Source organism: Photorhabdus antumapuensis, assembly GCF_020387775.1.
Classification (GTDB): Bacteria; Pseudomonadota; Gammaproteobacteria; order Enterobacterales; family Enterobacteriaceae; genus Photorhabdus; species Photorhabdus antumapuensis.
Genome location: NZ_JAHZMK010000021.1, coordinates 222,973 through 249,732, shown reverse-complemented (window position 1 = coordinate 249,732; position 26,760 = coordinate 222,973). Strand labels below are relative to the sequence as shown.

General features: G+C 42.5%; 22 protein-coding genes, 4 tRNA genes and 1 pseudogene. 23 read left to right on the top strand and 4 right to left on the bottom strand.

Translation table 11 applies throughout. From position 1 onward, the window contains the following. Positions 1 to 288 (bottom strand): annotated as a pseudogene (locus KZ793_RS09290) (helix-turn-helix transcriptional regulator); the annotation flags it as partial. 444 nt (positions 289 to 732) lie between these two features. Between KZ793_RS09290 and KZ793_RS22665 the strand changes: the two are divergent. From KZ793_RS22665 to rep, 3 genes are all read left to right on the top strand, one after another. Then, positions 733 to 960 carry a PAS domain-containing protein gene (locus KZ793_RS22665; protein ID WP_317987453.1) on the top strand — a complete coding sequence of 76 codons (228 nt, stop codon included), beginning with the start codon at positions 733 to 735 and terminating at the stop codon, positions 958 to 960. A gap of 76 nt (positions 961 to 1,036) precedes the next feature. Further along, complete coding sequence (locus KZ793_RS22660; protein ID WP_317987452.1) at positions 1,037 to 1,357, top strand: helix-turn-helix transcriptional regulator; 321 nt, start codon at positions 1,037 to 1,039, stop codon at positions 1,355 to 1,357. A 533-nt stretch (positions 1,358 to 1,890) separates the two neighbouring features. Then, entirely contained in the window at positions 1,891 to 3,918 is a 2,028-nt protein-coding gene (gene rep / locus KZ793_RS09280; RefSeq protein ID WP_225815063.1) for a DNA helicase Rep, read from the top strand. Positions 3,919 to 3,968: 50 nt separating this feature from the next. Here rep and gppA read toward each other — a convergent pair whose 3' ends face one another. Then, positions 3,969 to 5,471 carry a guanosine-5'-triphosphate,3'-diphosphate diphosphatase gene (gppA, locus tag KZ793_RS09275; RefSeq protein ID WP_225815079.1) on the bottom strand — a complete coding sequence of 501 codons (1,503 nt, stop codon included), beginning with the start codon at positions 5,469 to 5,471 and terminating at the stop codon, positions 3,969 to 3,971. 5 nt (positions 5,472 to 5,476) lie between these two features. After that, on the bottom strand, positions 5,477 to 6,763 hold the full coding sequence (gene rhlB, locus KZ793_RS09270; protein ID WP_225815062.1) for an ATP-dependent RNA helicase RhlB: 1,287 nt from the start codon (positions 6,761 to 6,763) through the stop codon (positions 5,477 to 5,479). Positions 6,764 to 6,881: 118 nt separating this feature from the next. On the opposite strand from rhlB, the gene trxA reads away from it, so the two are divergent. The 20 genes from trxA to KZ793_RS09170 all read left to right on the top strand — a co-directional run bounded on the left by trxA (position 6,882) and on the right by KZ793_RS09170 (position 25,436). After that, on the top strand, positions 6,882 to 7,208 hold the full coding sequence (trxA, locus tag KZ793_RS09265) for a thioredoxin TrxA (protein WP_225815061.1): 327 nt from the start codon (positions 6,882 to 6,884) through the stop codon (positions 7,206 to 7,208). Positions 7,209 to 7,684: 476 nt separating this feature from the next. Then, the gene (gene rho / locus KZ793_RS09260) at positions 7,685 to 8,944 is read left to right on the top strand and encodes a transcription termination factor Rho (protein ID WP_011148733.1); all 1,260 of its coding nucleotides are present in this window, start codon (positions 7,685 to 7,687) and stop codon (positions 8,942 to 8,944) included. Between the two features lie 287 nt (positions 8,945 to 9,231). Continuing rightward, positions 9,232 to 10,317: a UDP-N-acetylglucosamine--undecaprenyl-phosphate N-acetylglucosaminephosphotransferase gene (wecA, locus tag KZ793_RS09255; RefSeq protein WP_225815060.1), complete on the top strand. Its 1,086-nt coding sequence runs from the start codon at positions 9,232 to 9,234 to the stop codon at positions 10,315 to 10,317. A gap of 29 nt (positions 10,318 to 10,346) precedes the next feature. After that, entirely contained in the window at positions 10,347 to 11,402 is a 1,056-nt protein-coding gene (wzzE, locus tag KZ793_RS09250) for an ECA polysaccharide chain length modulation protein (RefSeq protein WP_225815059.1), read from the top strand. A gap of 126 nt (positions 11,403 to 11,528) precedes the next feature. Beyond that, the gene (gene wecB / locus KZ793_RS09245) at positions 11,529 to 12,650 is read left to right on the top strand and encodes a non-hydrolyzing UDP-N-acetylglucosamine 2-epimerase (RefSeq protein WP_225815058.1); all 1,122 of its coding nucleotides are present in this window, start codon (positions 11,529 to 11,531) and stop codon (positions 12,648 to 12,650) included. 4 nt (positions 12,651 to 12,654) lie between these two features. Then, positions 12,655 to 13,917: a UDP-N-acetyl-D-mannosamine dehydrogenase gene (gene wecC / locus KZ793_RS09240; RefSeq protein WP_225815057.1), complete on the top strand. Its 1,263-nt coding sequence runs from the start codon at positions 12,655 to 12,657 to the stop codon at positions 13,915 to 13,917. Further along, positions 13,914 to 14,984, top strand: coding sequence for a dTDP-glucose 4,6-dehydratase (gene rffG, locus KZ793_RS09235; RefSeq protein WP_225815056.1), 1,071 nt, complete (start codon positions 13,914 to 13,916; stop codon positions 14,982 to 14,984). The genes wecC and rffG overlap by 4 nt, the downstream gene beginning before the upstream one ends. 21 nt (positions 14,985 to 15,005) lie before the next feature. Then, positions 15,006 to 15,887 (top strand): glucose-1-phosphate thymidylyltransferase RfbA, encoded by an 882-nt coding sequence (gene rfbA, locus KZ793_RS09230; protein WP_225815078.1) that lies wholly within the window; start codon positions 15,006 to 15,008, stop codon positions 15,885 to 15,887. Next, positions 15,865 to 16,578, top strand: coding sequence for a dTDP-4-amino-4,6-dideoxy-D-galactose acyltransferase (gene rffC / locus KZ793_RS09225; protein WP_225815055.1), 714 nt, complete (start codon positions 15,865 to 15,867; stop codon positions 16,576 to 16,578). The genes rfbA and rffC overlap by 23 nt, the downstream gene beginning before the upstream one ends. A 1-nt stretch (position 16,579) precedes the next feature. Next, a complete protein-coding gene (rffA, locus tag KZ793_RS09220; protein ID WP_225815054.1) occupies positions 16,580 to 17,710 on the top strand; it encodes a dTDP-4-amino-4,6-dideoxygalactose transaminase in 1,131 nt (376 codons plus the stop codon). Position 17,711: 1 nt separating this feature from the next. Then, entirely contained in the window at positions 17,712 to 18,962 is a 1,251-nt protein-coding gene (gene wzxE, locus KZ793_RS09215) for a lipid III flippase WzxE (protein ID WP_225815053.1), read from the top strand. After that, the gene (locus tag KZ793_RS09210) at positions 18,959 to 20,044 is read left to right on the top strand and encodes a TDP-N-acetylfucosamine:lipid II N-acetylfucosaminyltransferase (protein ID WP_225815052.1); all 1,086 of its coding nucleotides are present in this window, start codon (positions 18,959 to 18,961) and stop codon (positions 20,042 to 20,044) included. The genes wzxE and KZ793_RS09210 overlap by 4 nt, the downstream gene beginning before the upstream one ends. After that, positions 20,041 to 21,420, top strand: coding sequence for an ECA oligosaccharide polymerase (gene wzyE / locus KZ793_RS09205; RefSeq protein ID WP_225815051.1), 1,380 nt, complete (start codon positions 20,041 to 20,043; stop codon positions 21,418 to 21,420). Before KZ793_RS09210 ends, wzyE begins: the two co-directional genes overlap by 4 nt. Next, on the top strand, positions 21,411 to 22,148 hold the full coding sequence (wecG, locus tag KZ793_RS09200) for a lipopolysaccharide N-acetylmannosaminouronosyltransferase (RefSeq protein WP_225815050.1): 738 nt from the start codon (positions 21,411 to 21,413) through the stop codon (positions 22,146 to 22,148). The genes wzyE and wecG overlap by 10 nt, the downstream gene beginning before the upstream one ends. A gap of 243 nt (positions 22,149 to 22,391) precedes the next feature. After that, positions 22,392 to 23,768, top strand: coding sequence for a bifunctional threonine/serine APC transporter ThrP (thrP, locus tag KZ793_RS09195; RefSeq protein WP_118984697.1), 1,377 nt, complete (start codon positions 22,392 to 22,394; stop codon positions 23,766 to 23,768). A gap of 157 nt (positions 23,769 to 23,925) precedes the next feature. Further along, a tRNA-Arg gene (locus KZ793_RS09190) sits at positions 23,926 to 24,002 on the top strand. A gap of 76 nt (positions 24,003 to 24,078) precedes the next feature. Continuing rightward, positions 24,079 to 24,154, top strand: a tRNA-His gene (locus KZ793_RS09185). 15 nt (positions 24,155 to 24,169) lie between these two features. After that, positions 24,170 to 24,256, top strand: a tRNA-Leu gene (locus KZ793_RS09180). Between the two features lie 31 nt (positions 24,257 to 24,287). Continuing rightward, positions 24,288 to 24,364: transfer RNA gene (locus tag KZ793_RS09175), tRNA-Pro, on the top strand. Positions 24,365 to 25,133: 769 nt separating this feature from the next. Continuing rightward, complete coding sequence (locus KZ793_RS09170) at positions 25,134 to 25,436, top strand: NINE protein (RefSeq protein WP_225815049.1); 303 nt, start codon at positions 25,134 to 25,136, stop codon at positions 25,434 to 25,436. A 90-nt stretch (positions 25,437 to 25,526) separates the two neighbouring features. On the opposite strand, the gene hemY is transcribed toward KZ793_RS09170, so the two are convergent. After that, positions 25,527 to 26,759: a protoheme IX biogenesis protein HemY gene (gene hemY / locus KZ793_RS09165; RefSeq protein WP_225815048.1), complete on the bottom strand. Its 1,233-nt coding sequence runs from the start codon at positions 26,757 to 26,759 to the stop codon at positions 25,527 to 25,529. Between the last annotated feature and the right edge of the window lies 1 nt (position 26,760).

Here is a 26,760-nt window from a genome sequence, read left to right as displayed (position 1 = left end):
TTGAAGCGACAATATTCTTCCATGTGTTTCGAGTGAAATATATGATTTTTCTTCTTTCATTACCTTTTGATCATGCTGAATATATTCCTTAGCAAACTCAGCGCCATTCCAAGGAAGTTCATCATCATAAAGTCCTTCAAAATCAAATGAATCAGAAAATCCTTTAATCAAGTTCAATGCCTTATTGCCATAAATAAAGCATGAATTTTTATCTTTGATCCCCCAAGGTTCATTATTTTGCTTCATTGTGTTAATGATTTGAGGTGAGATGATTAGTTTATTATCCATGTTATCACTCCTTTTTTCTCTAGTCTTTTAAAAATTTTTATGTGACACATAGCAATATAATATCTTTATAAGGCAATCCATCTTAATGGATTGCGATGTTATATGCGTGCAGTTTTTAACTAGAAAAATAAATCATTTAAATCAATTCCAATAAAAAATAATATTTTTTCTTATATTGTTTAGTATCGATAACACCATCATAAAATTAATAAACATACAGTCTTTGGCTGGATAATTGTTATACTATACTATACTATACTATACTATACTATACTATACTATACTATACTATACTATACTATACTATACTATATTATATAGTTAAATTATTTTTTGTATCACCAGAAAACAGTTCATTCAGATCATGACTTAAATAGAAATTTAGGAGTTGCTATGTCAAATATAAGAAACAAACCCAGTCATATTACGCCATAATTAACGCTGATGTGGGATAAAAGTAATGAACCCTGGGGAGCCAGAGATCGCGAGTCAAGGTTTATTTATGCTAACCCTGCTTTTTATCAGCTGCTTAACCTTCCTGAAGATTTCGATATTATAGGGCTATCTATGGGTGAATTACCCTCACCTATTGCCGAATATGCAGCAGAATTCCATCGTCAGGATCAAAAAGCCATTCAAACTATGCAACGCGTCACTTCACTGGAAACATAACGTTAAACAAACTTATATTTGTGATAAATTTCCCCTTTATGATGAGAATAATGATTGCATTGGGATCTTCTTTCATATGTATAAAACTCAGGACTTTTCTATTTCGTATTACTATGCAAAAACCCCTCCGGCAACACTGGAATTTACCCCACCTAATGACACACTGACGCAACCTGAATGGGAAGTTCTCTTTTTAATGCTGCGCTCATTAGATGAAGAGAAAATCAGTGAAGAATTAATGATAAGTTCCGAAGATGTGGTTAATCATATTCAATCAATTTACCAAAAATTTAATTTGCCCTTACATGCAGAATTAAAGGATTTCTGTAAAGAACATAAATTTGATCTTTATATTCCAGCAAGGTTTGTCACTATCGGCAGTAGAGAGTTAAGTTGATGATAAAGTATCAATAATCTAACTTTTATTGTCAAATCGAGATGAGATGAATAATTCTTTATATTGATAAAGGATAAATAAGAGGCATTGAAGATATTGAATTGGAGTGCATGGTTGCGGATACTGATAAGTTCATTTATAAAGATTATCGAACGTAGTATGATAAAAATTTTCTTTAAAAAGCAATAAAAGCCAATGCACTCAATATTAATTATATGGCATATTAATTCAGAGGTAATGATTAAACTTAGAATGGATATGAATATAGAAATTTTGGACTAAATTAATTAGTGCTTCGTTAAGTGATTCCAATATAAGACGAGAATATTGTAAATAATTATGCTATCTCACAGGGATTTGGTTGCGATAATCCTTATCCTACCAGTGAAAATATATGGGGATTCAGTATTGAATGGATAAGATCATCAATATCCATTTGTTGGTTGCTGTTTGTGTAAAGTGGAATCCTGCCCTATCTTTCTGCTACAATTTCATTTCTTGAAGTACTGCTTTGACATAACTCATTAAATACCATGCGATTAAATCCCAACCAACAACAAGCTGTCGAATTTGTTACCGGTCCTTGTCTGGTCCTGGCGGGGGCAGGTTCTGGCAAAACTAGAGTTATCACCAATAAAATTGCTCATCTTATCCGTACTTGTGGCTATCAGCCTCGTCATATTGCCGCTGTGACGTTTACTAATAAAGCCGCGCGGGAAATGAAGGAACGTGTAGCACAAACTCTGGGGCGCAAAGAGGCTAAAGGGCTGATGATTTCTACTTTCCACACGTTGGGATTGGAAATCATTAAGCGTGAGTACAAAGCCTTGGGAATGAAAAGCAATTTCTCGTTGTTTGATGAGCAGGACCAGATGGCTCTGTTGAAAGATTTAACAGCCGATTTACTGGAGGAAGATAAAGATCTATTACAAAAATTGAGCTCTGCCATTTCAAACTGGAAAAATGATCTGCTTTCTCCACAACAAGCTTTGGCATTGGCCCGTTCTGCTCAGGAGCATCAGTTTGCTGAATGTTATTGCCGTTATGATTTACATCTGGCGAGCTGTAATGTATTGGATTTTGACGATCTGATTACCAAACCGACTTTGCTGATGCAGCATGATGAAGAAGTTAGGGAACGTTGGCAAAATCGTATCCGTTATCTGTTGGTAGATGAATATCAGGACACCAATACCAGTCAATATCAACTGGTTAAATTGTTGGTGGGACAAAGGGCTCGTTTTACGGTGGTGGGTGATGATGACCAGTCGATCTATTCATGGCGTGGCGCAAGACCACAAAATTTGGTGTTACTGAAAGAGGATTTCCCAAAGCTTAATGTGATCAAATTAGAACAGAACTATCGTTCCTCTGGCTGTATTCTGAAAGCAGCTAATATTTTGATCGCCAATAACCCTCACGTGTTTGAAAAACGGCTTTTTTCTGCACTAGGGTATGGTGATCCGTTGAAAGTGATTACAGCTAATAATGAAGAGCATGAGGCGGAAAGAGTTATTGGGGAGCTGATGGCACATCACTTTATCAATAAGACCCAATATAAAGATTACGCTATTCTCTACCGAGGAAATCATCAATCCCGCGTGTTTGAAAAGATGCTGATGCAAAACCGTATTCCTTACCGGATTTCTGGTGGCACTTCTTTCTTTGCCCGCCCTGAAATTAAGGATTTGCTAGCTTATCTGCGGGTGCTGACTAATCCCGAAGATGACAGCGCATTCCTAAGAATTGTCAATACACCAAGACGTGAGATTGGTGCGGCTACCATTCAAAAACTGGGTGAGTGGGCAAATCAGCGCAATAAAAGTCTCTATCAGGCTAGTTTCGATCTGGGTTTGGAACAAAGTCTAACTGGTCGCGGTTTGGCAGCACTACAGCGTTTTACTCACTGGATGGATGAGATAACTCGTCAGGTTGAACGAGATCCTTTGCTGGCGGTGCGTGATCTGCTGCATGGTATGGATTATGAAAGCTGGCTGTACGAAACATCACCGAGTCCGAAAGCGGCTGAAATGCGGATGAAAAATATTAATCAGTTATTCACTTGGATGAGTGAAATGCTGGAAGGTGATGAACTGAACGAAGCAATGACTCTATCTCAGGTGGTTGCGCGTTTCACATTACGGGACATGCTGGAGCGAGACGAAGATGGCGAGGAGTTTGATCAGGTGCAATTAATGACTTTACATGCTTCCAAAGGATTGGAGTTTCCCTATGTATTTCTGGTCGGCATGGAAGAAGGGCTATTGCCTCATCAGAGCAGTATTGATGAAGAAAATATTGATGAAGAGCGACGACTGGCTTATGTAGGGATCACCCGTGCTCAACGGGAGTTATTCTTTACTTTATGTAAAGAGCGTCGTCAATATGGCGAGTTAATCCGTCCAGAACCAAGTCGTTTTTTGCATGAATTGCCACAGGATGACTTACATTGGCCGCAAGATAAAAAAATAGTGACTGCTGAAGAAAGAATGCAAAAAGGGCAATCGCGTATCGCGGATATCAAATCGCGTTTAGGGCTTGGACAAAAAAATAAGTCGTAAATATATTGAAGACTCCCTGTATCACAGAGATACAGGGAAAGCGATTTTATTCAAGTTTGAGTATCCTGCTCACCTAAAACAAGCGGCCATTGAGCATGGCTTTGCCACTGAATTTCCTGCTGCAAAGACTCTGCCCGCAGAGGATGCTGCATTAGCCAGCCATGAGGTAGCGTTATTATTAACGTTTCACCACTCACTGTTAAACGTAGAGCAGGGAGCGTGTCATCTCGGTGGCGATTGGCGAAGATGATAGCTAACCGCAACAAACGGCATAAACGTTGAGCTTGTATCAGAGGTAAGGCATTTTGTTGGCTAAAGGAAAACAAATCAATGGGGCCACTTTGGTTCTTCAGTAATGTGGCTAAGAGTTTTTTTTGTGCAGGAGTATAGCCGGGGAGAGCGAGATAATTGATCAGATAAGCTGCATGTGATGGAGCTTGATGGAAATCAATACTCAGGCCAATTTCATGTATCAGACAGGCACTTTGTAATAATTCATGACACCGGCTATCAAGTTCCCAAGGTTTAGCAACCTGTTGTAGGAAGTGTTCAGCCAATTGTTTGACCCGTTGAGACTGTTCAACGTCTAACTGAAAACGTCGCTGTATATTACGTAGTGTTCTGGTACGAATATCTGGTTCTATTGGTAAATCCAACATGCCGTAAACAAGACCTTCCCGTAAGGCGCCGCCCGCAAGGATCATACTTTCAATATTTAATGCCTGGAAAATCGCTATCAGGATAGCAAGGCCACTTGGGAAAACCAGAGCCCGTTCCAGCGTCAATCCTTCTATTTCCAGTTCTTCCAGCTTACCGCATTCAATCGCTTTATGTTTGAGCTCCTGAAGTTTCGGCAAAGTGATCAGCTCATCCATACCCTGAACAATCATGATTTCTTGCAGAGCCTGAACGGTGCCGGAAGCGCCTACACAAATCTGCCAGCCTTGTTCGATCAGCTTTGGAGCAATGGGCTTCAACGTTTCATGTGCGGCAGCTTCGGCTCTGGCGAAATTTTCTTCCGTCAGGCTACGGTCATTGAAGTAGTCTTCAAGCCAGGTAACGCAACCCATACTCAGACTGGATAACTGAGAGGCTTTTGCCCCATTCCCCGTAACCAGTTCTGTACTTGCACCACCAATATCGACAACCAGACGTTTTTCAGGGCCGCCAGTTGTATGGGCAACGCCTTGATAAATAAGCCGAGCTTCATCTTCACCACTGATTACCTTAACCGGACAATCAAGGATTTCTGATGCTTTTTTCACAAATTCGTCTGAATTTTCAGCGATGCGTAAAGTTGCCGTAGCAACAACGCGGATTTGTGATGGAGGTATATCCTGTAAGCGTTCAGAAAAAATCCTGAGACATTGCCAACCTCTCTCCATTGCCTGTTGAGATAAACGGTTATGTTTGTCTAATCCGGCGGCCAGCCTGACCTTACGTTTGATTCGTGCCAGTATCTGCATACTGCCGGATACTTCACGCACAACTAGCATATGAAAACTGTTTGAACCCAGGTCGATAGCCGCATAGAGCGAAGAAGAACTCAGCATCATTTTCAGCCTGAACGTTTACGGTTATTACGTGGTGTATTATTACGATGCGACAAATTGTTACGGCGCTGGTGGTTTCCTGAACGCGAACGGTGCCGGCGTTTAGGTGCCGGTAAATCTTGCAGCAAGGCTTGACTGTTATATTTGCTGACCGGGATAGGGTGCTGAATATAATCTTCAATCGCTGGCAGGTTTAGTGCATATTCTTCACAGGCTAGGCTGATCGAATGGCCGCTTTCACCTGCACGACCCGTACGGCCAATGCGGTGAACATAATCCTCGCAGTCGTCTGGTAAGTCATAATTAAAAACATGAGTGACTGAAGGAATGTGCAATCCACGGGCTGCGACATCAGTTGCAACCAGAATATCAATATTGCCGTTGCTGAATTCTTCCAGAATGCGTAACCGTTTTTTTTGTGCTACATCACCGGTTAGTAACCCAACTCGATGTCCGTCAGCAGCCAGATGCGCCCAGATATCTTCACAACGATGTTTTGTATTGGCGAAAATGATGCAGCGATCAGGCCACTCTTCTTCCAATAACGTTTGAAGCAGGCGCATCTTTTCTTCATTAGAAGGATAAAACAGCTCTTCGCGGATACGGTGTCCCGTTTTCTGTAACGGCTCCACCTCGACATACTCTGCATGATTCATTTGTTCAAATGCCAGTTCTCGGACTCGGTAAGAGAGTGTGGCAGAAAACAGTAGGTTCATACGTTCGTTTACTGGTGGCATCCGGCGGAATAGCCAGCGGATATCTTTGATAAAACCGAGATCGTACATGCGATCAGCTTCATCAAGAATCATAACTTGGACCGCATTTAGATTAATGTGCCCCTGTTTGGTATAGTCGATCAGACGTCCGGTGGTGCCGATAAGAATGTCAACACCGGATTCCAGTACTTTCAGTTGTTTGTCATAACCATCACCGCCGTAGGCAAGACCCATCTTTAGACCTGTTACCTGTGCCAGATCTTCTGCATCAGAGTAAATCTGTACAGCGAGTTCGCGGGTAGGAGCCATAATCAGCGCTCTTGGCTGATTGGTTTGACGCTCCTCCGCTGCGGGATGAGTCAGTAAATAATGAAAAGCAGACGCTAAAAATGCTAGCGTCTTCCCCGTACCGGTTTGCGCTTGCCCCGCGACATCACGACCTTCAACAGTGAAAGGCAATGTCAGTGCTTGTATCGGTGTACAATTAGAAAAACCCTTATTATCAAGAGCTTCTATAACCTTAGGGTGCAAGGCGAAGTCGGAAAACTTCTTTTCTGTCAAGTGTGTTTTACTCATAGTGTGGTAGAATATCAGTTAACCATTGTCTTACGAAAGTGTATCCGCTGAAATAAAGGCAAGCTTATATCAGTAATGTTACACTAGCATGGTAAAAAATTATTCTTTGGAGTAAAAAATGAGCGATAAAATTATTCATTTGAGTGATGCTAGCTTTGATACTGACGTTCTTAACGCAGCAGGTCCTGTTCTTGTCGATTTTTGGGCTGCCTGGTGTGGACCATGTAAAATGATTGCACCTATTTTAGATGAAATTGCCCCAGAATATTCAGGCAAACTGACTATTGCTAAACTGAACATTGATGAAAACCCGGCAACTGCTCCTAAGTACGGTATCCGTGGTATTCCTACACTGTTGTTGTTTAAAGATGGTCAGGTTGCTGCTACGAAAGTGGGAGCACTATCAAAAACTCAATTGAAAGAATTTTTGGATACTAATCTCTGATTGAAGTGAGCTCACATTAATACCGGGCGTTTAGCGTATACTATTATTTATTTCATTGACCGCTAGACGTCCGTAAAGAAGCGTGATAAGTTAGCGCCACTGCTTGTATCACATACATCATGTTAGAAGTATGTTGCATACTGAATAATCTGTAGTGTCTGATAAGTCTGTTATCTCTGGATAGTCTAAAATATCCAATGGGTTATACGGGAATAATCTGGCGTATAGCTCGTTACGTTGAGATAGTTTTTATAGAAATCAGTAATGTTTCAGCATTATCTCAACAGCGTTTTTGACAGCCTGTCAGTCTTATTTGAGCTCAATCTTAGTACTTCAAATTACTACCTTTTTATATGAATAATGTATTAAAGGTCTGATTTGTTTTTGTACAAAATAAACAGGCACCGATCGATGACGCTGCCATACTATTCACGTTCATAGTTCGAGATATACCCCGAGTTTAAGAACCCACCATTATGAATCTTACCGAATTAAAGAATACGCCGGTATCTGAACTGATTACACTCGGCGAAAATATGGGGCTGGAAAATCTAGCCCGTATGCGTAAACAAGATATTATCTTCTCTATCCTTAAGCAGCATGCGAAAAGTGGGGAAGATATCTTCGGTGATGGCGTGCTGGAGATATTGCAGGATGGATTTGGATTCCTCCGTTCAGCAGACAGCTCCTACCTTGCCGGCCCCGATGATATCTACGTTTCTCCCAGCCAAATCCGTCGTTTTAACCTCCGTACCGGTGACACAATTTCAGGTAAAATCCGTCCACCTAAAGAAGGTGAACGCTATTTTGCCTTGTTGAAGGTTAACGAAGTTAATTTTGACAAACCAGAAAATGCTCGCAGTAAAATTCTTTTTGAAAACTTAACTCCGTTGCATGCTAATAGTCGCTTGCGTATGGAGCGTGGTAATGGTTCCACTGAGGATCTGACTGCCCGTGTTCTGGATCTGGCTGCACCGATTGGCCGTGGACAACGTGGTCTGATCGTCGCGCCACCAAAAGCGGGTAAGACGATGTTGCTGCAAAATATTGCTGCTAACATTGCTCACAATCATCCAGATTGTGTATTGATGGTACTTCTGATTGATGAACGTCCAGAAGAAGTCACTGAAATGCAACGTCTGGTAAAAGGTGAGGTTATTGCTTCTACTTTTGATGAGCCAGCTTCTCGTCACGTTCAGGTGGCAGAGATGGTTATTGAGAAAGCAAAACGTCTGGTTGAACACAAAAAAGACGTGATTATCCTGCTTGACTCTATTACTCGCTTAGCACGTGCCTATAACACTGTTGTTCCTGCATCCGGTAAGGTATTGACTGGTGGTGTGGATGCTAACGCGTTACATCGTCCGAAACGTTTCTTCGGCGCTGCGCGTAATGTGGAAGAGGGTGGAAGCCTGACCATTATTGCGACTGCGTTGGTGGATACGGGTTCCAAGATGGATGAAGTGATTTACGAAGAGTTCAAAGGCACTGGTAACATGGAGCTGCATCTCTCCCGTAAGATTGCTGAAAAACGTGTCTTCCCAGCTATTGATTACAACCGTTCTGGCACACGTAAAGAAGAGCTGCTTACCACCTCTGAAGAGCTACAGAAAATGTGGATTCTGCGCAAAATTATTCACCCGATGGGAGAAATTGATGCGATGGAATTCCTTATCAACAAACTGGCTATGAGCAAAACGAACGACGATTTCTTTGACATGATGAAACGTTCATAGTTTTTAACTCAGTTCATAATCATTTTAATCAGCGCCACAGTTTCGTGGCGTTTTTTGTGTCCACCGTACTGTTATAAAATTATATGTGGCATGTATTTTGCTAGTAGATATGTTGTCATATATTTGAAATAAATATTAAAAGAATGATGTAAGAGTATAAGGGCTATTAATTTTTTCCATAATTAAGCAGTGTTTGCGCTCGTGAGGGTAGATTTTGGCTAGAAAACCATATGTTTTCGGTTGATAGATGACCAGGGTGTGTTTACTTTTTACAGAGAGTTATCATCGTGAATATTCTTAGCATGAATATTGAAATTTGTTATGTTTTTCTGTTTTCTTTTGCGTTTTTGTTTATGGCTCGCAAAATAGCAAAGAAAGTTGGCCTTGTTGATAAGCCCAATTATCGTAAGTGTCATCAGGGGTTAGTGCCTCTGGTTGGAGGAATATCAATATTTGTTGGCATCTGTTTTGCTTTTGTTATCACAAAAGAATTTATTCCTCATAAGTGGTTATATTTGGTTTGTGCCGGTGTATTGGTATTTGTCGGCGCATTGGATGACCGTTTTGATATCAGCGTTAAGGTCCGGGCAACCATCCAAGCTCTGATTGGTATTGCGATGATGTATTTTGCTGGCCTGAAATTAGATAGTCTTGGTTATGCTTTTGGCCCTTGGGACATGACACTTGGACCGTTTAGTTATGTTGTGACACTATTTGCTGTCTGGGCTGCTATCAATGCATTCAATATGGTTGATGGGATAGATGGATTATTAGGCGGATTATCCTGTGTCTCCTTCGGTGCTTTGGGGATCTTACTGTATCAAAGTGGTAATACGGCACTAGCATTATGGTGTTTTGCATTTATTGCTGCCATTCTCCCTTATATTGTTCTTAATCTTGGTTTATTAAGCCAACGTTTCAAAGTGTTTATGGGGGATGCGGGTAGTACACTGATTGGTTTTACCATTATCTGGCTGCTCATTGAATCTTCTCAGGGGAATGAGCATCCTGTTAATCCAGTTACTGCGTTGTGGATTGTTGCCATTCCATTAATGGATATGGTTGCTATTATGTACCGCCGGTTACGGAAAGGAATGAGCCCATTTTCTCCTGACAGGCAACATATTCACCACTTGGTTATGCGGTCTGGATTCTCATCACGTCAGGCTTTTATTTTGATCACTGTTGCTGCCGCTTTATTAGCCGCTGTCGGTATTATCGGAGAATGGTTAGAATTTGTACCTGAATGGGTAATGTTGGCATTGTTCTTGCTTGCATTTTTGTTGTATGGCTATTGCCTCAAGCGTGTATGGAAGGTAGCTCGTTTCATTAAACGGCAAAAGCGTCGTATGCGCCGTTCAGCTAACCATTAAACATCTATTATCAGCAGAGGTTCTGTGCAGTGATAAAATCAGAAACGAAATCTATTCAGGATGAACAAGCTCTGGAGCATGAGCTGGATATCAGAGCCTTGTGCAGTGCGCTATGGCGTGGAAAGGTATGGATTGTTGTACTGGCAATAATTTTCGCAACTGCGGCTTTAGGGGCATCTTATCTGATGCAACAAAAATGGAGTACCACAGCAATCACTGATCTGCCTACGACTAATCAGTTGGGAAGTTATTACTCTCAGCAGCAGTTTTTGCGCAATCTGGATACTCACATTAACATTTCATCGGAAACTCAGTTACCCTCTATTCCAGAAGAAGCCTATAAGGAGTTCATCACTCAAGTTGCAGCATATGATACTCGCCGTGAATTTTGGTTGAAATCTGATTATTACAAGCAGCATCAGGAGGGCGATGCCAGAGCCGATGCTGCCTTATTAGATGAATTAGTCAATAATATTCAGTTTATTCCTCATGATGATAAAAAAGTACTGAATGACAGCATTAAACTGACTGCTGAGTCTTCTAGACAAGCAAATCAACTCCTGCGCCAGTACATTGCTTTTGCCAATAGTCGTGCCAGCACTCATTTAAATGATGAAGTAAAAGGTGCATGGGCTACCCGTGCCCAATCTATGGATGCACTGGTTAAGCGCCAAGAAATGGTCGCTAAAGCGGTTTATAACCGCGAAATGAATGTATTACAGCAGTCCCTGAAAATTGCGGAAAAACAAGGGATTCGGCGCAATCAAACGGATACACCGGTGGATCAGTTGCCCGATTCAAAAATGTTTATGCTAGGGGCACCGTTGTTACAGGCTCAACTTGAGACTTTGGAAGCAACAGGGCCTAAGTATGATGTGGACTATGACCAGAATATTGCAATGTTAGCAGCATTGAATGTTCACCCGACATTACAGGATCAATTCCAAGCTTACCGCTATTTGAGAACACCAGAGGAGCCTGTTACCAGAGACAGCCCTCGCAGAATGTTCTTGATGATCATGTGGGGGGCAGTTGGTGCTTTAGTGGGTGCCGGTGTGGCATTGGTTAGATGTTCGCGTAAATAATCAGATAATTATTAGAAATAACTATTTCTGAGGGATATCTTCTGCAACTCCAGCAGCAGGAGTAAATAGCATTAAGAGTATTGTTTGCAGGAAAATCTGCAAGTTACTGACTATAAGAGAGTCACTGTGAAAGTGTTGACTGTGTTTGGTACTCGGCCGGAGGCTATCAAGATGGCTCCGCTAGTACACGCATTGGCAAGGGATGAAGCCTTCGAAGCGAAAGTATGTGTCACTGCCCAACATCGGGAAATGTTGGATCAGGTGTTACACCTTTTTGAGATCACTCCCGATTTTGATCTCAATATTATGAAATCAGGGCAAGATCTAACAGATATTACCTGTCGTATTTTGGAAGGATTGAAGCCCGTTTTAGCAGAATTTAGACCTGATGTTGTATTGGTTCACGGAGATACGACAACAACAATGGCAACCAGTTTGGCTGCGTTCTACCAACGTATCCCTGTTGGTCACATTGAAGCTGGATTAAGAACGGGTGATCTTTATTCCCCTTGGCCGGAAGAAGCAAACCGTAAGATTGCTGGGCATCTGGCAATGTATCATTTCGCTCCGACAGAAAATTCCCACAATAATTTATTGAAAGAATCAATTGCAGATAATCGTGTTTTTGTTACTGGAAATACAGTGATTGATGCGTTGTTGTGGGTACGTGATCGAATAATGAATGACGAGGCTATGCGGAGTAAACTAGCGAAGCACTACCCGTTTATTGATACGAATAAAAAAATGATTCTGGTTACAGGGCATCGTCGTGAAAGTTTTGGTGGCGGATTTGAGCGAATTTGTGAAGCTTTGGCACAGATAGCCCGTGTTCATCCAGATGTGCAAGTAGTCTATCCGGTCCATCTAAATCCGAATGTCAGTGAGCCAGTAAAGCGCATTTTGCATAATATTGATAACGTTATTCTCATTAAACCCCAGGATTATTTGCCATTTGTTTATCTAATGAACCATGCCTATATGATCCTGACGGATTCCGGTGGCATTCAAGAAGAAGCTCCTTCTTTAGGAAAACCGGTATTGGTAATGCGTAATACTACTGAGCGGCCAGAGGCGGTTGATGCTGGCACGGTACGTTTGGTAGGGACAGAAACAAAAACTATCGTGGAAGAGGTGACTCGATTGTTGACAGACGATGTTGCCTATCAGCAAATGAGCCGCGCTCATAATCCTTACGGGGATGGCGATGCCTGTCAACGTATTCTCGACGCTTTGAAAAAAATCAGGTGACACTATGAGCTTTGAAACTATTTCTGTTATTGGCCTTGGTTATATTGGTTTGCCAACGGCGGCAGCGTTTGCATCCCGCAATAAGAAAGTCATTGGCGTGGATGTTAATCAGCATGCGGTAGAAACCATCAACCGTGGTGCAATTCATATTGTAGAACCGGATCTAGACAGAGTGGTGAAAGTTGCTGTAGAAGGCGGTTATCTGAAAGCAGTGATTGCTCCGTTACCCGCAGATGCTTTTCTGATAGCGGTCCCGACGCCTTTTAAAGGCGATCATGAGCCGGATATGACATACGTCCGTTCCGCAGCTGAATCTGTGGCGCCGGTTCTGAAAAAAGGTGATTTGGTTATTTTGGAATCTACCTCACCTGTAGGTGCGACGGAGCAGATGGCGGAATGGCTGGCAGCAGCGCGTCCTGATTTAACTTTCCCGCAGCAGGTTGGAGACGAGTCCGATATTGATATCGCTTACTGTCCTGAACGTGTGTTGCCTGGACAAGTTATGGTTGAATTAATTAAGAATGACCGCGTTGTTGGTGGTATGACGTCAAAATCTTCGGCCAGAGCTAGCGAGCTGTATAAAATTTTCCTTGAAGGTGAATGTGTTGTCACTAATTCAAGAACGGCAGAAATGTGTAAGCTGACAGAAAACAGTTTCCGAGATGTAAACATTGCATTCGCCAACGAACTTTCCCTGATTTGTGCTGATCAAGGTATCAACGTGTGGGAATTGATCAGTTTGGCAAATCGTCACCCGCGCGTAAATATTCTCCAACCAGGTCCTGGCGTGGGGGGGCATTGTATTGCTGTTGATCCGTGGTTCATTGTTTCTCAAAACCCGAAACAATCACGTCTTATTCATACAGCACGTATGGTTAATGATGACAAACCATTGTGGGTTGTGGATCAAGTAAAAACGGCTGTTGCGAATTGTTTGGCTGAAAGTGGAAAACGTGCCAGCGAAGTGAAAATTGCCTGTTTTGGTTTGACATTTAAACCAAATATTGACGATTTGCGTGAGAGCCCAGCGGCACATATCACTGGTATGATTGCGCAATGGCATGCAGGTGAAACGCTGGCTGTAGAACCTCATGTTCATGAATTACCTGCTTCCTTGAAGGAAATAACTCGATTAGTTAATCTGGAAAAGGCTCTGGAAGAAGCAGATATCCTGTTGATGCTGGTGGATCATAATCAGTTTAAAGCTGTAAACAGTCATGAAATTAAACAGAAGTGGATTGTGGATACAAAAGGAGTCTGGCATTGAGACGTATTCTGATCACAGGTGGTGCAGGTTTTATTGGTTCTGCGGTTGTACGGCATATCATTGATAATACAGAAGATAGCGTGGTTGTGGTTGATAGCTTGACTTATGCTGGTAATCTGGCGTCTCTTGCCTCGGTTGCGGATAGCCCTCGTTATGCGTTTGAACAGGTTGATATCTGTCAACGTGGAGCGCTGGATCGAGTCTTTGAGCAATATCAGCCAGATTGTGTGATGCATCTGGCGGCAGAAAGCCATGTGGATCGTTCTATTGATGGTCCTGCGGCATTTATCGAAACCAATATTGTGGGTACTTACACTTTGCTGGAAGCCGCGCGGGCTTTCTGGCAGAAACTCAGTGAAGAGAAACAGGCTGTTTTCCGTTTTCACCATATTTCAACAGATGAAGTGTATGGTGATTTACATGATGAAGAGGGTTTCTTTACCGAAACAACACCTTATGAGCCAAGTAGCCCATATTCGGCGTCCAAAGCATCCAGCGATCATTTGGTAAGAGCATGGCACCGGACTTATGGTTTACCGGTCATTATCACCAATTGTTCAAATAACTATGGTCCTTACCATTTCCCGGAAAAACTGATCCCACTGATGATCTTAAATGCATTAGCAGGAAAATCTTTACCGGTATATGGTGAAGGGAAACAAATTCGCGATTGGCTATATGTGGAAGACCATGCCAGAGCGCTCTATTTGGTTGTGACAGAAGCTGAACCGGGCAAAACCTACAATATTGGTGGTCATAATGAACGCAAAAATATTGATGTGGTTTGTGCAATTTGTGAACTGCTAGAAGAATTTTGTCCTGAGAAACCAGCGGGTATTGCTTATTATCGAGACTTGATCACTTATGTTGCGGATCGCCCAGGCCATGATATGCGTTATGCTATTGATGCGGCGAAAGTTGAGCGTGAGCTAGGCTGGAGACCACAAGAAACATTTGAATCAGGTATTCGTAAAACAGTTCAATGGTATTTGGAAAATGAAAACTGGTGGCGTAAGGTTCAAGACGGCTCTTATGCTGGTGAGCGCCTTGGATTAGGTAAAAACTGAATGACGATGGGGGCAGTAGGTATGAAAGGGATCATTCTGGCAGGTGGATCGGGAACTCGGTTGCATCCGATAACACAAGGTGTTTCCAAACAATTACTGCCAATTTATGATAAGCCAATGATTTACTATCCTTTGTCAGTACTCATGCTAGCAGGGATACGTGATATTCTGATTATCTCTACACCGGAAGATTTACCTTCTTTCCGCCGGTTGTTGGGGGACGGTAGTCGATTTGGTATTCATTTAAGCTATAAAGAACAGCCATCACCGGATGGTTTAGCTCAGGCATTTTTGATTGGTGAGGAGTTCATCAACGGCGGGCCTTGCTGCTTGGTATTGGGGGACAATATCTATTTTGGACAAGGGTTTAGCCCAAAACTGAAGAATGTTGTTTCCCGTGGAAAAGGGGCAACTATTTTTGGTTATCAAGTGATGGATCCTGAACGATTTGGGGTGGTGGAATTTGATGACGCGTTCCGCGTTCTTTCTATTGAAGAAAAACCAGAAAAGCCAAAATCCAACTGGGCGGTAACGGGCCTCTATTTCTACGATAATCAAGTGGTAGATTTTGCCAAGCAGGTCAAGCCTTCTGCTAGGGGTGAACTAGAGATTACCAGTATTAACCAGATGTATTTGGAACGTGGCGAACTAAATATTGAGTTGTTAGGGCGTGGTTTTGCCTGGTTGGATACTGGCACTCATGACAGCCTGATTGAGGCCAGCACTTTTGTGCAGACTGTTGAAAAACGTCAGGGTTTTAAGATTGCCTGTCTTGAAGAGATCGCCTGGCGTAATGGTTGGTTGGATGATGTACAGCTAAGAGAAACAGTAAAATCCTTGTCAAAAACTGGCTACGGCCAATATCTGCTGGATCTGCTTCATGTCCGTTCGCGCCAATATTGAACCATTAGAGTGGGATAGCCACTATTTTGGGTTGTCCACTGCTCGCCTTGATTTCACACCTGATGCCAGTCTGCTAACTTCATCTCAGTTAGATCAGTATGCTTTAGTGCAGGCTAAAGTACCTGCACAGCGATTGGATCTTATTGATGGATTATCAACTCTGGGATTTTCGTTAGTGGAAGGAGAAGTAGACCTTTCCTTAGTGATTGGCATAGAAAATGCTAATAACGACAACTCTGAGAGTAAGCTGCTTTTGGCTGAGCGGCGAGATATCACGATGTTGAAAGAGGTGGCTTCCAACGTATTTCCTTTAAGCCGTTTCCGAACCCCGTGGTATCAACCGCAGGATAGCGGTCGTTTCTATGCGACTTGGGTTGAAAAAGCGGTATTGGGGACATTTGATCATCAATGTTTACTAGTAGACGGAGATAATGGGCAGTCCGCAGGATTTGTTACCTTACGAGATATAGGGGCAGGTCAGGCTCGTGTAGGTTTGCTGGCCGTATTCCCAGGACATATTGGCCGTGGGATTGGCTCAAAATTAATGTTGGCGGCGCGGCAGTGGTGTCAGCACCATCAAATACATCGGTTAAGAATTGCGACACAAACCAGCAACATTGCTGCTTTGCGCCTTTATACACGCTGTGGTGCGTTTGTTGAAAGCACTGCTTATTGGTTATATAGGGGATGAAATGATTCCATTTAACAGACCACCAGTCGTTGGCACTGAATTAGATTACATGAAGCAAGCAATGGAGAGCGGTAAGCTTTGCGGGGATGGTGGTTTCACCAAGCGTTGTGAAGAGTGGATGGAACAACATTTCAATTGCCCGAAAGTTTTATTGACACCATCTTGTACAGCTTCACTGGAAATGGCGGCTATTTTGCTGAATATCCAACCCGGTGATGAAGTTATTATGCCGAGTTTCACTTTCGTTTCCAGTGCTAACGCGTTTGTACTGCGTGGAGCAACTGTTGTATTCGTGGATATCCGCCCGGATACCATGAATATTGATGAAACCAAAATCGAAGCAGCAATTACAGCTAAAACACGCGTGATTGTTCCAGTGCATTACGCTGGCGTGGCCTGTGAAATGGATACCATTATGGCCTTGGCAGAAAAATATAATCTGTTTGTCGTGGAAGATGCTGCACAGGGGGTAATGTCTACTTATAAAGGATGTGCACTGGGAACTATCGGACACATTGGTTGCTACAGTTTCCATGAAACCAAAAACTACTCTTCTGGTGGTGAAGGTGGTGCAGCACTTATCAATGATCAATCATTGATTTCCCGTGCGGAAATTGTTCGCGAAAAAGGGACTAATCGTAGCCAGTTTTTCCGTGGTCAAGTTGATAAATATACTTGGCGCGATATCGGTTCGAGTTATCTTATGTCGGAGCTTCAGGCTGCTTATTTGTGGGCACAATTGGAAGAAGCTGAGAAAATCAATGAGCGTCGTCTTGCCTTGTGGAATACCTATTATCAAGCATTAAAACCGCTGACTGATGCTGGTCTCCTGACATTGCCTGTAATACCGGAAGGGTTGGAGCATAATGCTCATATGTTCTATATCAAGCTGAAAGATGTTGAAGAACGCTCAGCATTCAATAGCTATATGAAGGATGCTGGTGTACTAACGGTATTCCATTATGTTTCTCTGCACACTAGCCCCGGTGGCGAAAAATTTGGCCGTTTTCACGGGGAAGACCGTTTTACTACCTGTGAAAGTGATCGTCTGGTGCGCTTGCCGATGTTTTACAACATAACAGACGCTGAACAGCAGATTGTCATCAAACATATTCAAGAATACTTCGTCTGATATGTCGTTGGCTAGAGCATCAATATGGACTGTGGGCTCCACACTGATAAAAATCGGTGTGGGGCTTTTAATCGTTAAATTATTGGCGGTTGCTTTTGGCCCCAGTGGGGTTGGGCAGGCGGGTAATTTCCGTCAGCTTATTACTGTGCTTGGGGTGTTGGCTGGTGCCGGTATTTTTAATGGCGTGACGAAATATGTTGCTGAATATCAGCAGCAGCCAGAAAGATTGCGTGCGGTATTGGGAACATCTTCTGCCATTATCCTTGGGTTTTCTACTCTGTTGGCAGCGGTTTTTTTGCTGTTTAGCGGGCCGATCAGTATTGGATTATTTGGTCATAGGGATTATGAACTAGTTGTGCAAGCGATCGCATTTATTCAAATGGGAATTGCCTGTGCCAACTATTTTCTGGCTATTTTGAAAGGATACCGGGATGCTCAGGGGAATGCGCTGGCGATTATTCTCGGTAGTTTGATAGGAGTGATTGCCTATTATCTCTGTTTCACCCTTGGTGGGTATGAAGGTGCTTTAGCGGGTTTGGCCTTAGTGCCAGCACTGATAATATTTCCAGCGGGATTGATGCTTTTGCGTCGTAAAGAGATTTCATTCTCATATCTTAAGCCCATGTGGGATAAGGTACTGGCTAGCGAGCTCGGCAAATTTACCCTTATGGCTTTGTTGACTTCCATTACCTTACCGGTTGCTTACATTATGATGCGAAACTTGCTGGCAGCGCATTATAGTTGGGATGATGTGGGTATTTGGCAAGGTGTAAGCAGTATTTCCGATGCTTACCTGCAATTTGTCACTGCTTCTTTCAGCGTTTATCTGTTGCCAACGCTTTCACGATTGAAGGGTAAAGACGAAATATCAAATGAAATAGTTAAAGCGTTGAAATTTGTTTTGCCTGCTGTGGCTGTTGCAAGTTTTACTGTATGGCTGCTGCGTGATTTTGCTATTTGGTTACTGTTTTCTGATAAATTTACTGCTATGCGTGATCTCTTTGTCTGGCAGTTAGTGGGTGATGTTCTGAAGGTAGGTGCTTATGTTTTTGGCTATTTGGTGATTGCCAAGGCTGCGTTGCGTTTTTATGTGTTGACAGAAGTTAGTCAGTTTTTATTGCTTACTGGTTTTGCCCACTGGCTTATTCCCGTAAACGGAGCGTTAGGTGCAGCACAAGCCTATATGGCAACTTACATTATTTATTTCACCCTTTGTTGTGGTGCATTTCTTATTTATCGTAGGCGAGCATGACAACCCTAATTCACGTTTTGGGATCTGATATCCCACATCACAATCGAACAGTACTGCGCTTTTTTAATGACGTCTTAGTACAAGAAATGGGTTTTTTAGCCAAACCGAAGTTTATGGTCGTGACCAAGAATCGCGCTTTATTGGATGATTGCCCGGCATTGGATATGGCATTCTTCGATAGTAAAAAATCTCTGGCGCAGGCTGTTATTGCTCAAGCGTGTTCAGATAGAGATTGCCGATTTTTTTTTCACGGCCAATTTAATGTGAGTTTGTGGTTGGCGCTGTTGTCAGGAAAAATCAAACGTAATCAGTTTTGGTGGCATGCTTGGGGAGCTGATCTGTATGAAGACTCCAATCAGTTAAAATTCCGTCTATTCTATTTATTGCGTCGTTTGGCGCAGCGTCGGGTAGGGCATGTGTTTGCGGTTCGTGGAGATCTCTATTTTTATTCTCAACATCATCCGGACGTACCAACATCATTGCTCTATTTTCCAACCAAAATGGATCCTGCTTTGACAATTGCAGAAAGAATACCTGTTGAAGATGGCAAGATGACAATTTTGTTGGGGAATTCCGGTGATCGCTCGAACCGCCATATTACGGCATTGAAAACTATTCATAAGCAGTTTGGCGATAAGGTGCGAATCATTATCCCAATGGGTTATCCTGAAAATAATCAGGTTTATATTAATCAGGTCGAACAGGCTGCTTTATCGTTGTTCCGGCCAGAAAATTTGAACATCATTAAGCAAAATATGGCGTTTGATGATTATCTGGCATTACTGCGCCGTTGTGATTTAGGGTATTTCATGTTTAATCGCCAGCAGGGGATTGGGACAATTTGTCTGTTGATACAATTTGGTGTGCCATTTGTGCTCAGTCGTCAGAATCTTTTTTGGTATGATCTGACAGAACAGCAAGTGCCGGTATTTTTCTCTGGTGATCCTTTAGATAACCAACTGATTGCGGAAGCACAACGGCAGATGTTCTCCCTGGACAGAAACGCGATAGCTTTCTTTAGCCCGAACTTTATTGATGGCTGGCGGCAGGCGCTGGCGAAAGCGGCAGGAGAGCAGCAATGACTTTAACGCAGTTTGGCGGATTATTTGTTGTTTACTTGATATCACTGGTTTTCATCCTGACGTTGACTTATCAGGAATTCCAGCGTGTACGTTTTAATTTTAATATATTCTTCTCATTGCTTTATTTGCTGACATTCTATTTTGGCTTCCCACTGACGTGTTTGTTGGTTTTCCAATTTGATGTTGAAGTGGTACCTGTAGACGCCTTACTACATGCTTTACTGGCTTCGACCTGTTTTTATGGTATTTATTACGTCAGTTATAAAACACGGCTAAGAAAACCGTCTATGCAGCCTAAAGCACCTGTATTCACCATGAACCGGGTAGAAACTAACTTTACATGGTTATTACTGGCATTGGTTGCGGTGGTGACAGTGGGTCTGTTCTTTATGCAAAATGGTTTTCTACTGTTTAAGTTACAGTCGTACAGTCAAATTTTTTCCAGTCAGGTTTCCGGTGTTGCCCTTAAACGGTTCTTTTACTTCTTTATTCCTGCCATGTTGGTGGTTTATTTCTTGAAGCCGACACAGTTACGCTGGCTGTTTTTTCTGATTAGCACGGTTGCTTTTGGGATACTGACTTATGTTATTGTTGGCGGAACACGGGCTAATATTATCATTGCGTTCGCGTTGTTTCTGTTTATTGGCATTGTGCGTGGCTGGATAACCTTGTGGATGTTGGTAACGGCGGGCGTAATAGGGATTGTTGGCATGTTTTGGTTGGCACTCAAACGTTATAGTTTGGATGTCAGTGGTGCAGAAGCATTTTATACTTTCCTCTACCTTACAAGGGATACTTTTTCCCCGTGGGAAAATCTTGCGTTACTGCTGAATAATTATGACAAAATTGATTTTCAGGGGTTGGCGCCTATTATCCGTGATTTCTATGTCTTTATTCCAAGCTGGCTTTGGCCGGGACGCCCTGATGCTGTGTTGAATTCTGCGAATTATTTTACCTGGGAAGTACTGGATAACCACTCTGGCTTGGCAATCTCCCCAACTCTGATAGGCTCTCTGGTTGTGATGGGTGGCGTGCTGTTTATTCCGGTTGGTGCGATTGTTGTTGGGTTGATAATTAAGTGGTTTGACTGGATTTATGAATTAGGAAAACAGGAGGCTAATCGTTATAAAGCGGCTATCTTGCAGGCATTCTGCTTTGGCGCGATTTTCAACATGATAGTACTGGCTCGTGAGGGAGTGGATTCATTTGTTTCTCGTGTGGTGTTTTTCTGTATTATTTTTGGCTTATGTCTGGTGATTGCTAAACTGTTGTATTGGCTATTTGAGAGCGTGGGGCTTATCAGAAAGTATCTGACTAGCAACTTGGTTGTATCACAAAAACGTCCGTTACAATGTAAGGAAAGAAAATGGAGCTAAGCAATATTCCTAAATATAGTATTCGTGGCCTGAATATTTGGGGCTTCCGCGATATGGCGCACTTTCTTGACCATATTTTTCAACGCGGACAGGTAAAGACGGGTACTCTGGTGGCAATTAATGCGGAAAAAGTTCTGACGGCAGAGGAAGATACAGCTTTAAGCACACTGTTGAGTGGCGCAGAATATCTGTATGCTGATGGTATAAGCATTGTAAGAGCTATTCGCCGTAAATATCCTGCTGCTGAAATTTCCCGTGTAGCGGGGGCTGATTTATGGGAAGCCATCATGGAACGTGCTGGCAAAGAAGGTACACCGGTTTTTCTGGTTGGTGGTAAGCCAGAGATATTGCAACAGACGGAAAGCAAATTACGGGCTCAGTGGAACGTCAATATTGTTGGTAACCAGAACGGTTATTTCACGCCAGAGGAGCGTAATGCTGTTTTTGAACGGATTCATGCCAGCGGTGCAGCGATTGTGACAGTTGCAATGGGATCACCTAAACAAGAAATTTTCATGCGTGACTGTCGTAAAATTCATTCGGATGCGTTGTATATGGGGGTCGGTGGTACTTATGACGTATTTACTGGCCATGTAAAACGTGCACCAAAAGCATGGCAGAATTTGGGGCTTGAATGGCTTTATCGTCTGTTATCACAACCAAGTCGTATTCGTCGCCAGTTCAAATTACTGAAATTTATTGGATATTATTACAGTGGCCGTCTGTAAATCTGCTTTTTTGCCTGTCGTGTAAACTTTCGTCAGGTGATACAATGAATTTATTCCACAATATTTATCTAACAGTTTGATCCTGCCAGATTTTCACTATTTGTAGTTAATTATTGGATAATTTTTTATTCCACTCAGTGGAAAAACATGTTTTGATCCCTGACCTTTTTATGGCTGATCAACATCAGTCTTGTATGTTTTTATTATTGCACATTACAACATATAACAATGGACAGGGAATTTATGGCAGATCAACAACATAGCTTGCAACGGGGTTTAGAAGCCCGTCATATAGAGCTGATCGCATTAGGCGGCACAATTGGTGTCGGTCTGTTTATGGGCTCGGCCAGCACACTGAAATGGGCTGGTCCTTCCGTTTTGCTGGCTTACATTATTGCCGGAATTTTTGTTTTTTTCATTATGCGATCGATGGGAGAAATGCTGTTTCTTGAACCTGTCACGGGTTCTTTCGCCTCTTTTGGACATAAATATCTCAGCCCATATTGGGGATGCCTCACTGCTTGGGGCTATTGGTTTATGTGGGTGGCGGTAGGGATATCAGAAATAACGGCTATCGGTGTTTATGCCGAGTTCTGGTTCCCTGAACTTCCTCAGTGGGTATCAGCATTGATTGCGGTGGCATTGGTCGCTTTGGCGAACCTTGCGGCGGTACGTCTTTATGGTGAGCTGGAGTTTTGGTTTGCCATGATTAAGGTAACCACAATTATCGTCATGATCCTGATTGGTTTGGGATTGATATTTTTCGGTATTGGTAATCAATGGCAGCCTATTGGATTGGATAATCTGACTGTGCATGGTGGTTTCTTTGCTGGTGATTGGCAAGGGTTTCTGTTTGCACTCTGTATTGTGGTTGCATCTTATCAGGGTGTGGAGTTGGTTGGTATCACTGCGGGGGAAGCGAAGAACCCTCAGGTGACATTGAAAAAAGCGATTAACAATATTCTCTGGCGTATCCTGATTTTCTACGTGGGTGCGATCTTTATTGTCGTTACATTATTTCCATGGACAGAAGTGGGCTCTCAGGGCAGCCCGTTTGTAATGACATTTACCAAAGTGGGTATCACTTCTGCGGCAGCCGTGATTAACTTTGTTGTATTGACGGCCGCGCTTTCCGGTTGTAACAGTGGTATGTACAGTGGTGGACGGATGCTCTATGCGCTAGCGCAAAACCATCAGCTTCCTTCATCACTGACTAAATTGTCAAAGAATGGGGTGCCGGTAATTTGTATTGCTATCACTATTCTGTGTTTGATTGTGGGCTCTAGTTTGAATTACTTAATCCCAAATCCGCAGGCGGTTTTTGTTTATGTTTATAGTGCCAGCGTATTGCCAGGAATGGTACCGTGGTTTGTTATTCTGGTGAGCCAATTGCGTTTTCGTCAGTATCATCAGCAGGCGCTGAAACAACATGGTTTTAAATCTATTTTGTTCCCTTATGTAAATTACCTGACATTAGCATTCTTATGTTGTGTGTTGGTAGGGATGGCAATTAACCCAGATACTCGTTTTTCATTGCTAGTAGGTGGGGGATTTTTGTCGATAGTGTCGCTGATTTATTGGTTGGTGAAGCTTTTTAACGGTAAAAAACCAAAAGCCTGATAGATTGATTTACTGTCACGGTGGGAGTGAGTAGGGAAATTAAGAGCTGGCTTTATCTACGAAATGAGCAAGGTGTAATCAAACGCATCATTTCTTTAAAAAAGCACTGGACAGTATATCATTAAATCCGTACTATCCCCACCCGAAACGGCGTTAAGCGCCCGTAGCTCAGCTGGATAGAGCGCTGCCCTCCGGAGGCAGAGGTCTCAGGTTCGAATCCTGTCGGGCGCGCCATTATTTGCGTGCAAGAGCTGCGGTGATGTATTACGCTGTTGGTAAGTTAAGTGTTTAGCAGTAAATAGCTGTTATGGTGGCTATAGCTCAGTTGGTAGAGCCCTGGATTGTGATTCCAGTTGTCGTGGGTTCGAGTCCCATTAGCCACCCCATCTTTTTTGTGATACGCGAGGGTGGCGGAATTGGTAGACGCGCTAGCTTCAGGTGTTAGTGTCCTTACGGACGTGGGGGTTCAAGTCCCCCCTTTCGCACCATAAAAAAGAGAAAAGAAAGAATGGAAAATTTCGGCGAGTAGCGCAGCTTGGTAGCGCAACTGGTTTGGGACCAGTGGGTCGGAGGTTCGAATCCTCTCTCGCCGACCAAATTCTGAAAAAACCCCGCAATGCGGGGTTTTTTACATTTTATCCCTTCTTGTCCCTCGACTTTTTGTTGCTTTTCCTATCCGCATACTTTCAAACCGTGCTCTATTGATGCAAATTGAGAGTATTGTTTTTATGAAAATAACTATTTGTTTTATATGATGATTTTTTATTTTTTGTATTTTGACGACAATCGATATACTAGCTGTCTCAAATAAGAGACTTATAACAAATTGAATTATAATGAAAATAATAAATACCTTATGTTTTGTCTCAAATAAGAGACAGTGCATAAAATGGATTTTGTGGTAATTCGATTTCTTGTTGTAATAAATGGAGAAATAGCTGATGAAGCGAGGCAGCTTTCATTTAAATAAAAGCTGGCACACTAAATGCATTATTACAAACGTAGATGCTCATCCTATTTCTTATGATTGCATATGCTTCATAAACCCAGGGATGATGCAGAGCCGATTATCGGTGCCTATTGTCCATGTCACAGATGAGTAAGATATAACCCTCTTTTCATCGCCGACCGGACTCAACGTTGAGTGAGGCACTATCCGTCTGTAGACCTGATTGTATTTGTACACCTATCTTTATTTCTCTAAGGTAGGTGTTTTTTTTTCATCGTTAAACATATATCTGATAGGTTTATATATTGTTTAGATATTATTATCTAATATAAACAGAACTGGAAATATGATGGTTGGTTTTTACTGTAAAGCAAATTGAGTTACTTCTTCCTAAACTTATCTTAAGGTAAATATTGATGTCAAAAATGATGGGATGCTTTGGGTGTGGTCGAATGTTGCATGAGTCTGCACAATCATGCCCACATTGTGGCGCGATGATAAAGGCTCATTCTTCTGGTAGTAAAAACCGAATTGTTGCTGCACTGTTGGCGTTTTTTCTTGGTTACATTGGCGCTCATAAATTTTATCTGGGCAAAATCGGTATGGGGATTTTATATCTGCTATTTTGCTGGACATTTATCCCTGTACTTATCGCATTTATTGAATTTATTATTTATCTTTGCACTTCCGATGAAGATTTTGCCAAAAAATATGGTTAGAAAAATGCCCCATGTGGGGCATTTTTAATCAGCGGAATGAAGACTTGCTAATAAGGATGGCGATGGGTGAGAGATCACGACGTTACAGTGTTAGCTGACACTATTGCTATTCACTAGATCACTCTTCACTACATTACTCTCACGTTTTAAAGTGAGTACTAATCCCTCGCGACGAACTTGTGCTGCCTCTTCTGGTTTACGCAGTTTATCCAATGCATCTGCTAACCAGGCATAATCATGTGCATCAGGACGTTGGGCTAATGCGGTTTTAAAATCTTTTACTGCTTTTTCCCATTCTCCGTGGTGCAAAGCAACCTGTCCAAGCGTACTGTTTAACAGAGGAGTTGAACCATGTTGTTTTAACTGATGATCCAACGCGTTTTGTATCGGCTTTGGATCTTCGCTTTTTAAGCGTGGGATCAATAAGAGTAAACGTTCGTCGTATTGACGTTTTAAACTTTCTAGGATGATCTTTTGTGCAGTTTCATGGTCATCACATTCAATTAAATGTTCAGATATTGCAACTTGTAAAGCCACATCATGGCGAATTTTCCGACTTTGATCGTGCCACCAACGTTTTAAGCCTTCGCTGCCTTGTTCTGCCATGTACTGATTCATCAGACCGATATAGGCTTGCTGGCGCAATTTGTGAATTTGTAACTCATCATGTAGATGGATTTTTTCCATTACCGGTAGTATATCGATCAGTGACTGGTAAGCTCCTGACTTCATATAAGCCTGTTCAGCCAAGCGTAAGACTTCTGGATGGCGCGAAGCCTGATTTAGCAGCTTGTCTATGCCATGACGGGCGGCATGAGTTTCACCTTGCGCGAGTTGAATACGTACACGGGTAATATCCACAGGCAACTGATTATTGTCTGCGACTTCTGCTGCGCGTTCCAGATACTGATTGGTACGAAACTCATCTCCGCGTTGTTGGGCTGCTTCAGCCGCCAGTAAGTAGTTGACGACAGGTTGTTCCGCATGATCAGCATTACGGGTCAGTAATTGCTCAACTTGTTTGAAATCGCCTTCTGCCAGTTTGATCAGTGCTGCTTTTGTTTGAGCATGGGCACGGCTGCGTTTGCGTCCAAGGAACCAGCCACGGGTACGTGAGCTTGTGTGTATAACTCTGCGGTAGCACCAGCCAAGGAGGCAGAGTACCAGTTGTAAAAGAACAAATATAATGAACAGGCCGGTAACACTGGTTTCAATGTTGTAATTGTCAGTTTGAATCAGCACATATCCCTGATGGCCGGCAACTATCGGACCGAGCACAATACCAACAATGAGTACTACAAACAGTAATAGAACTTTCAGCATA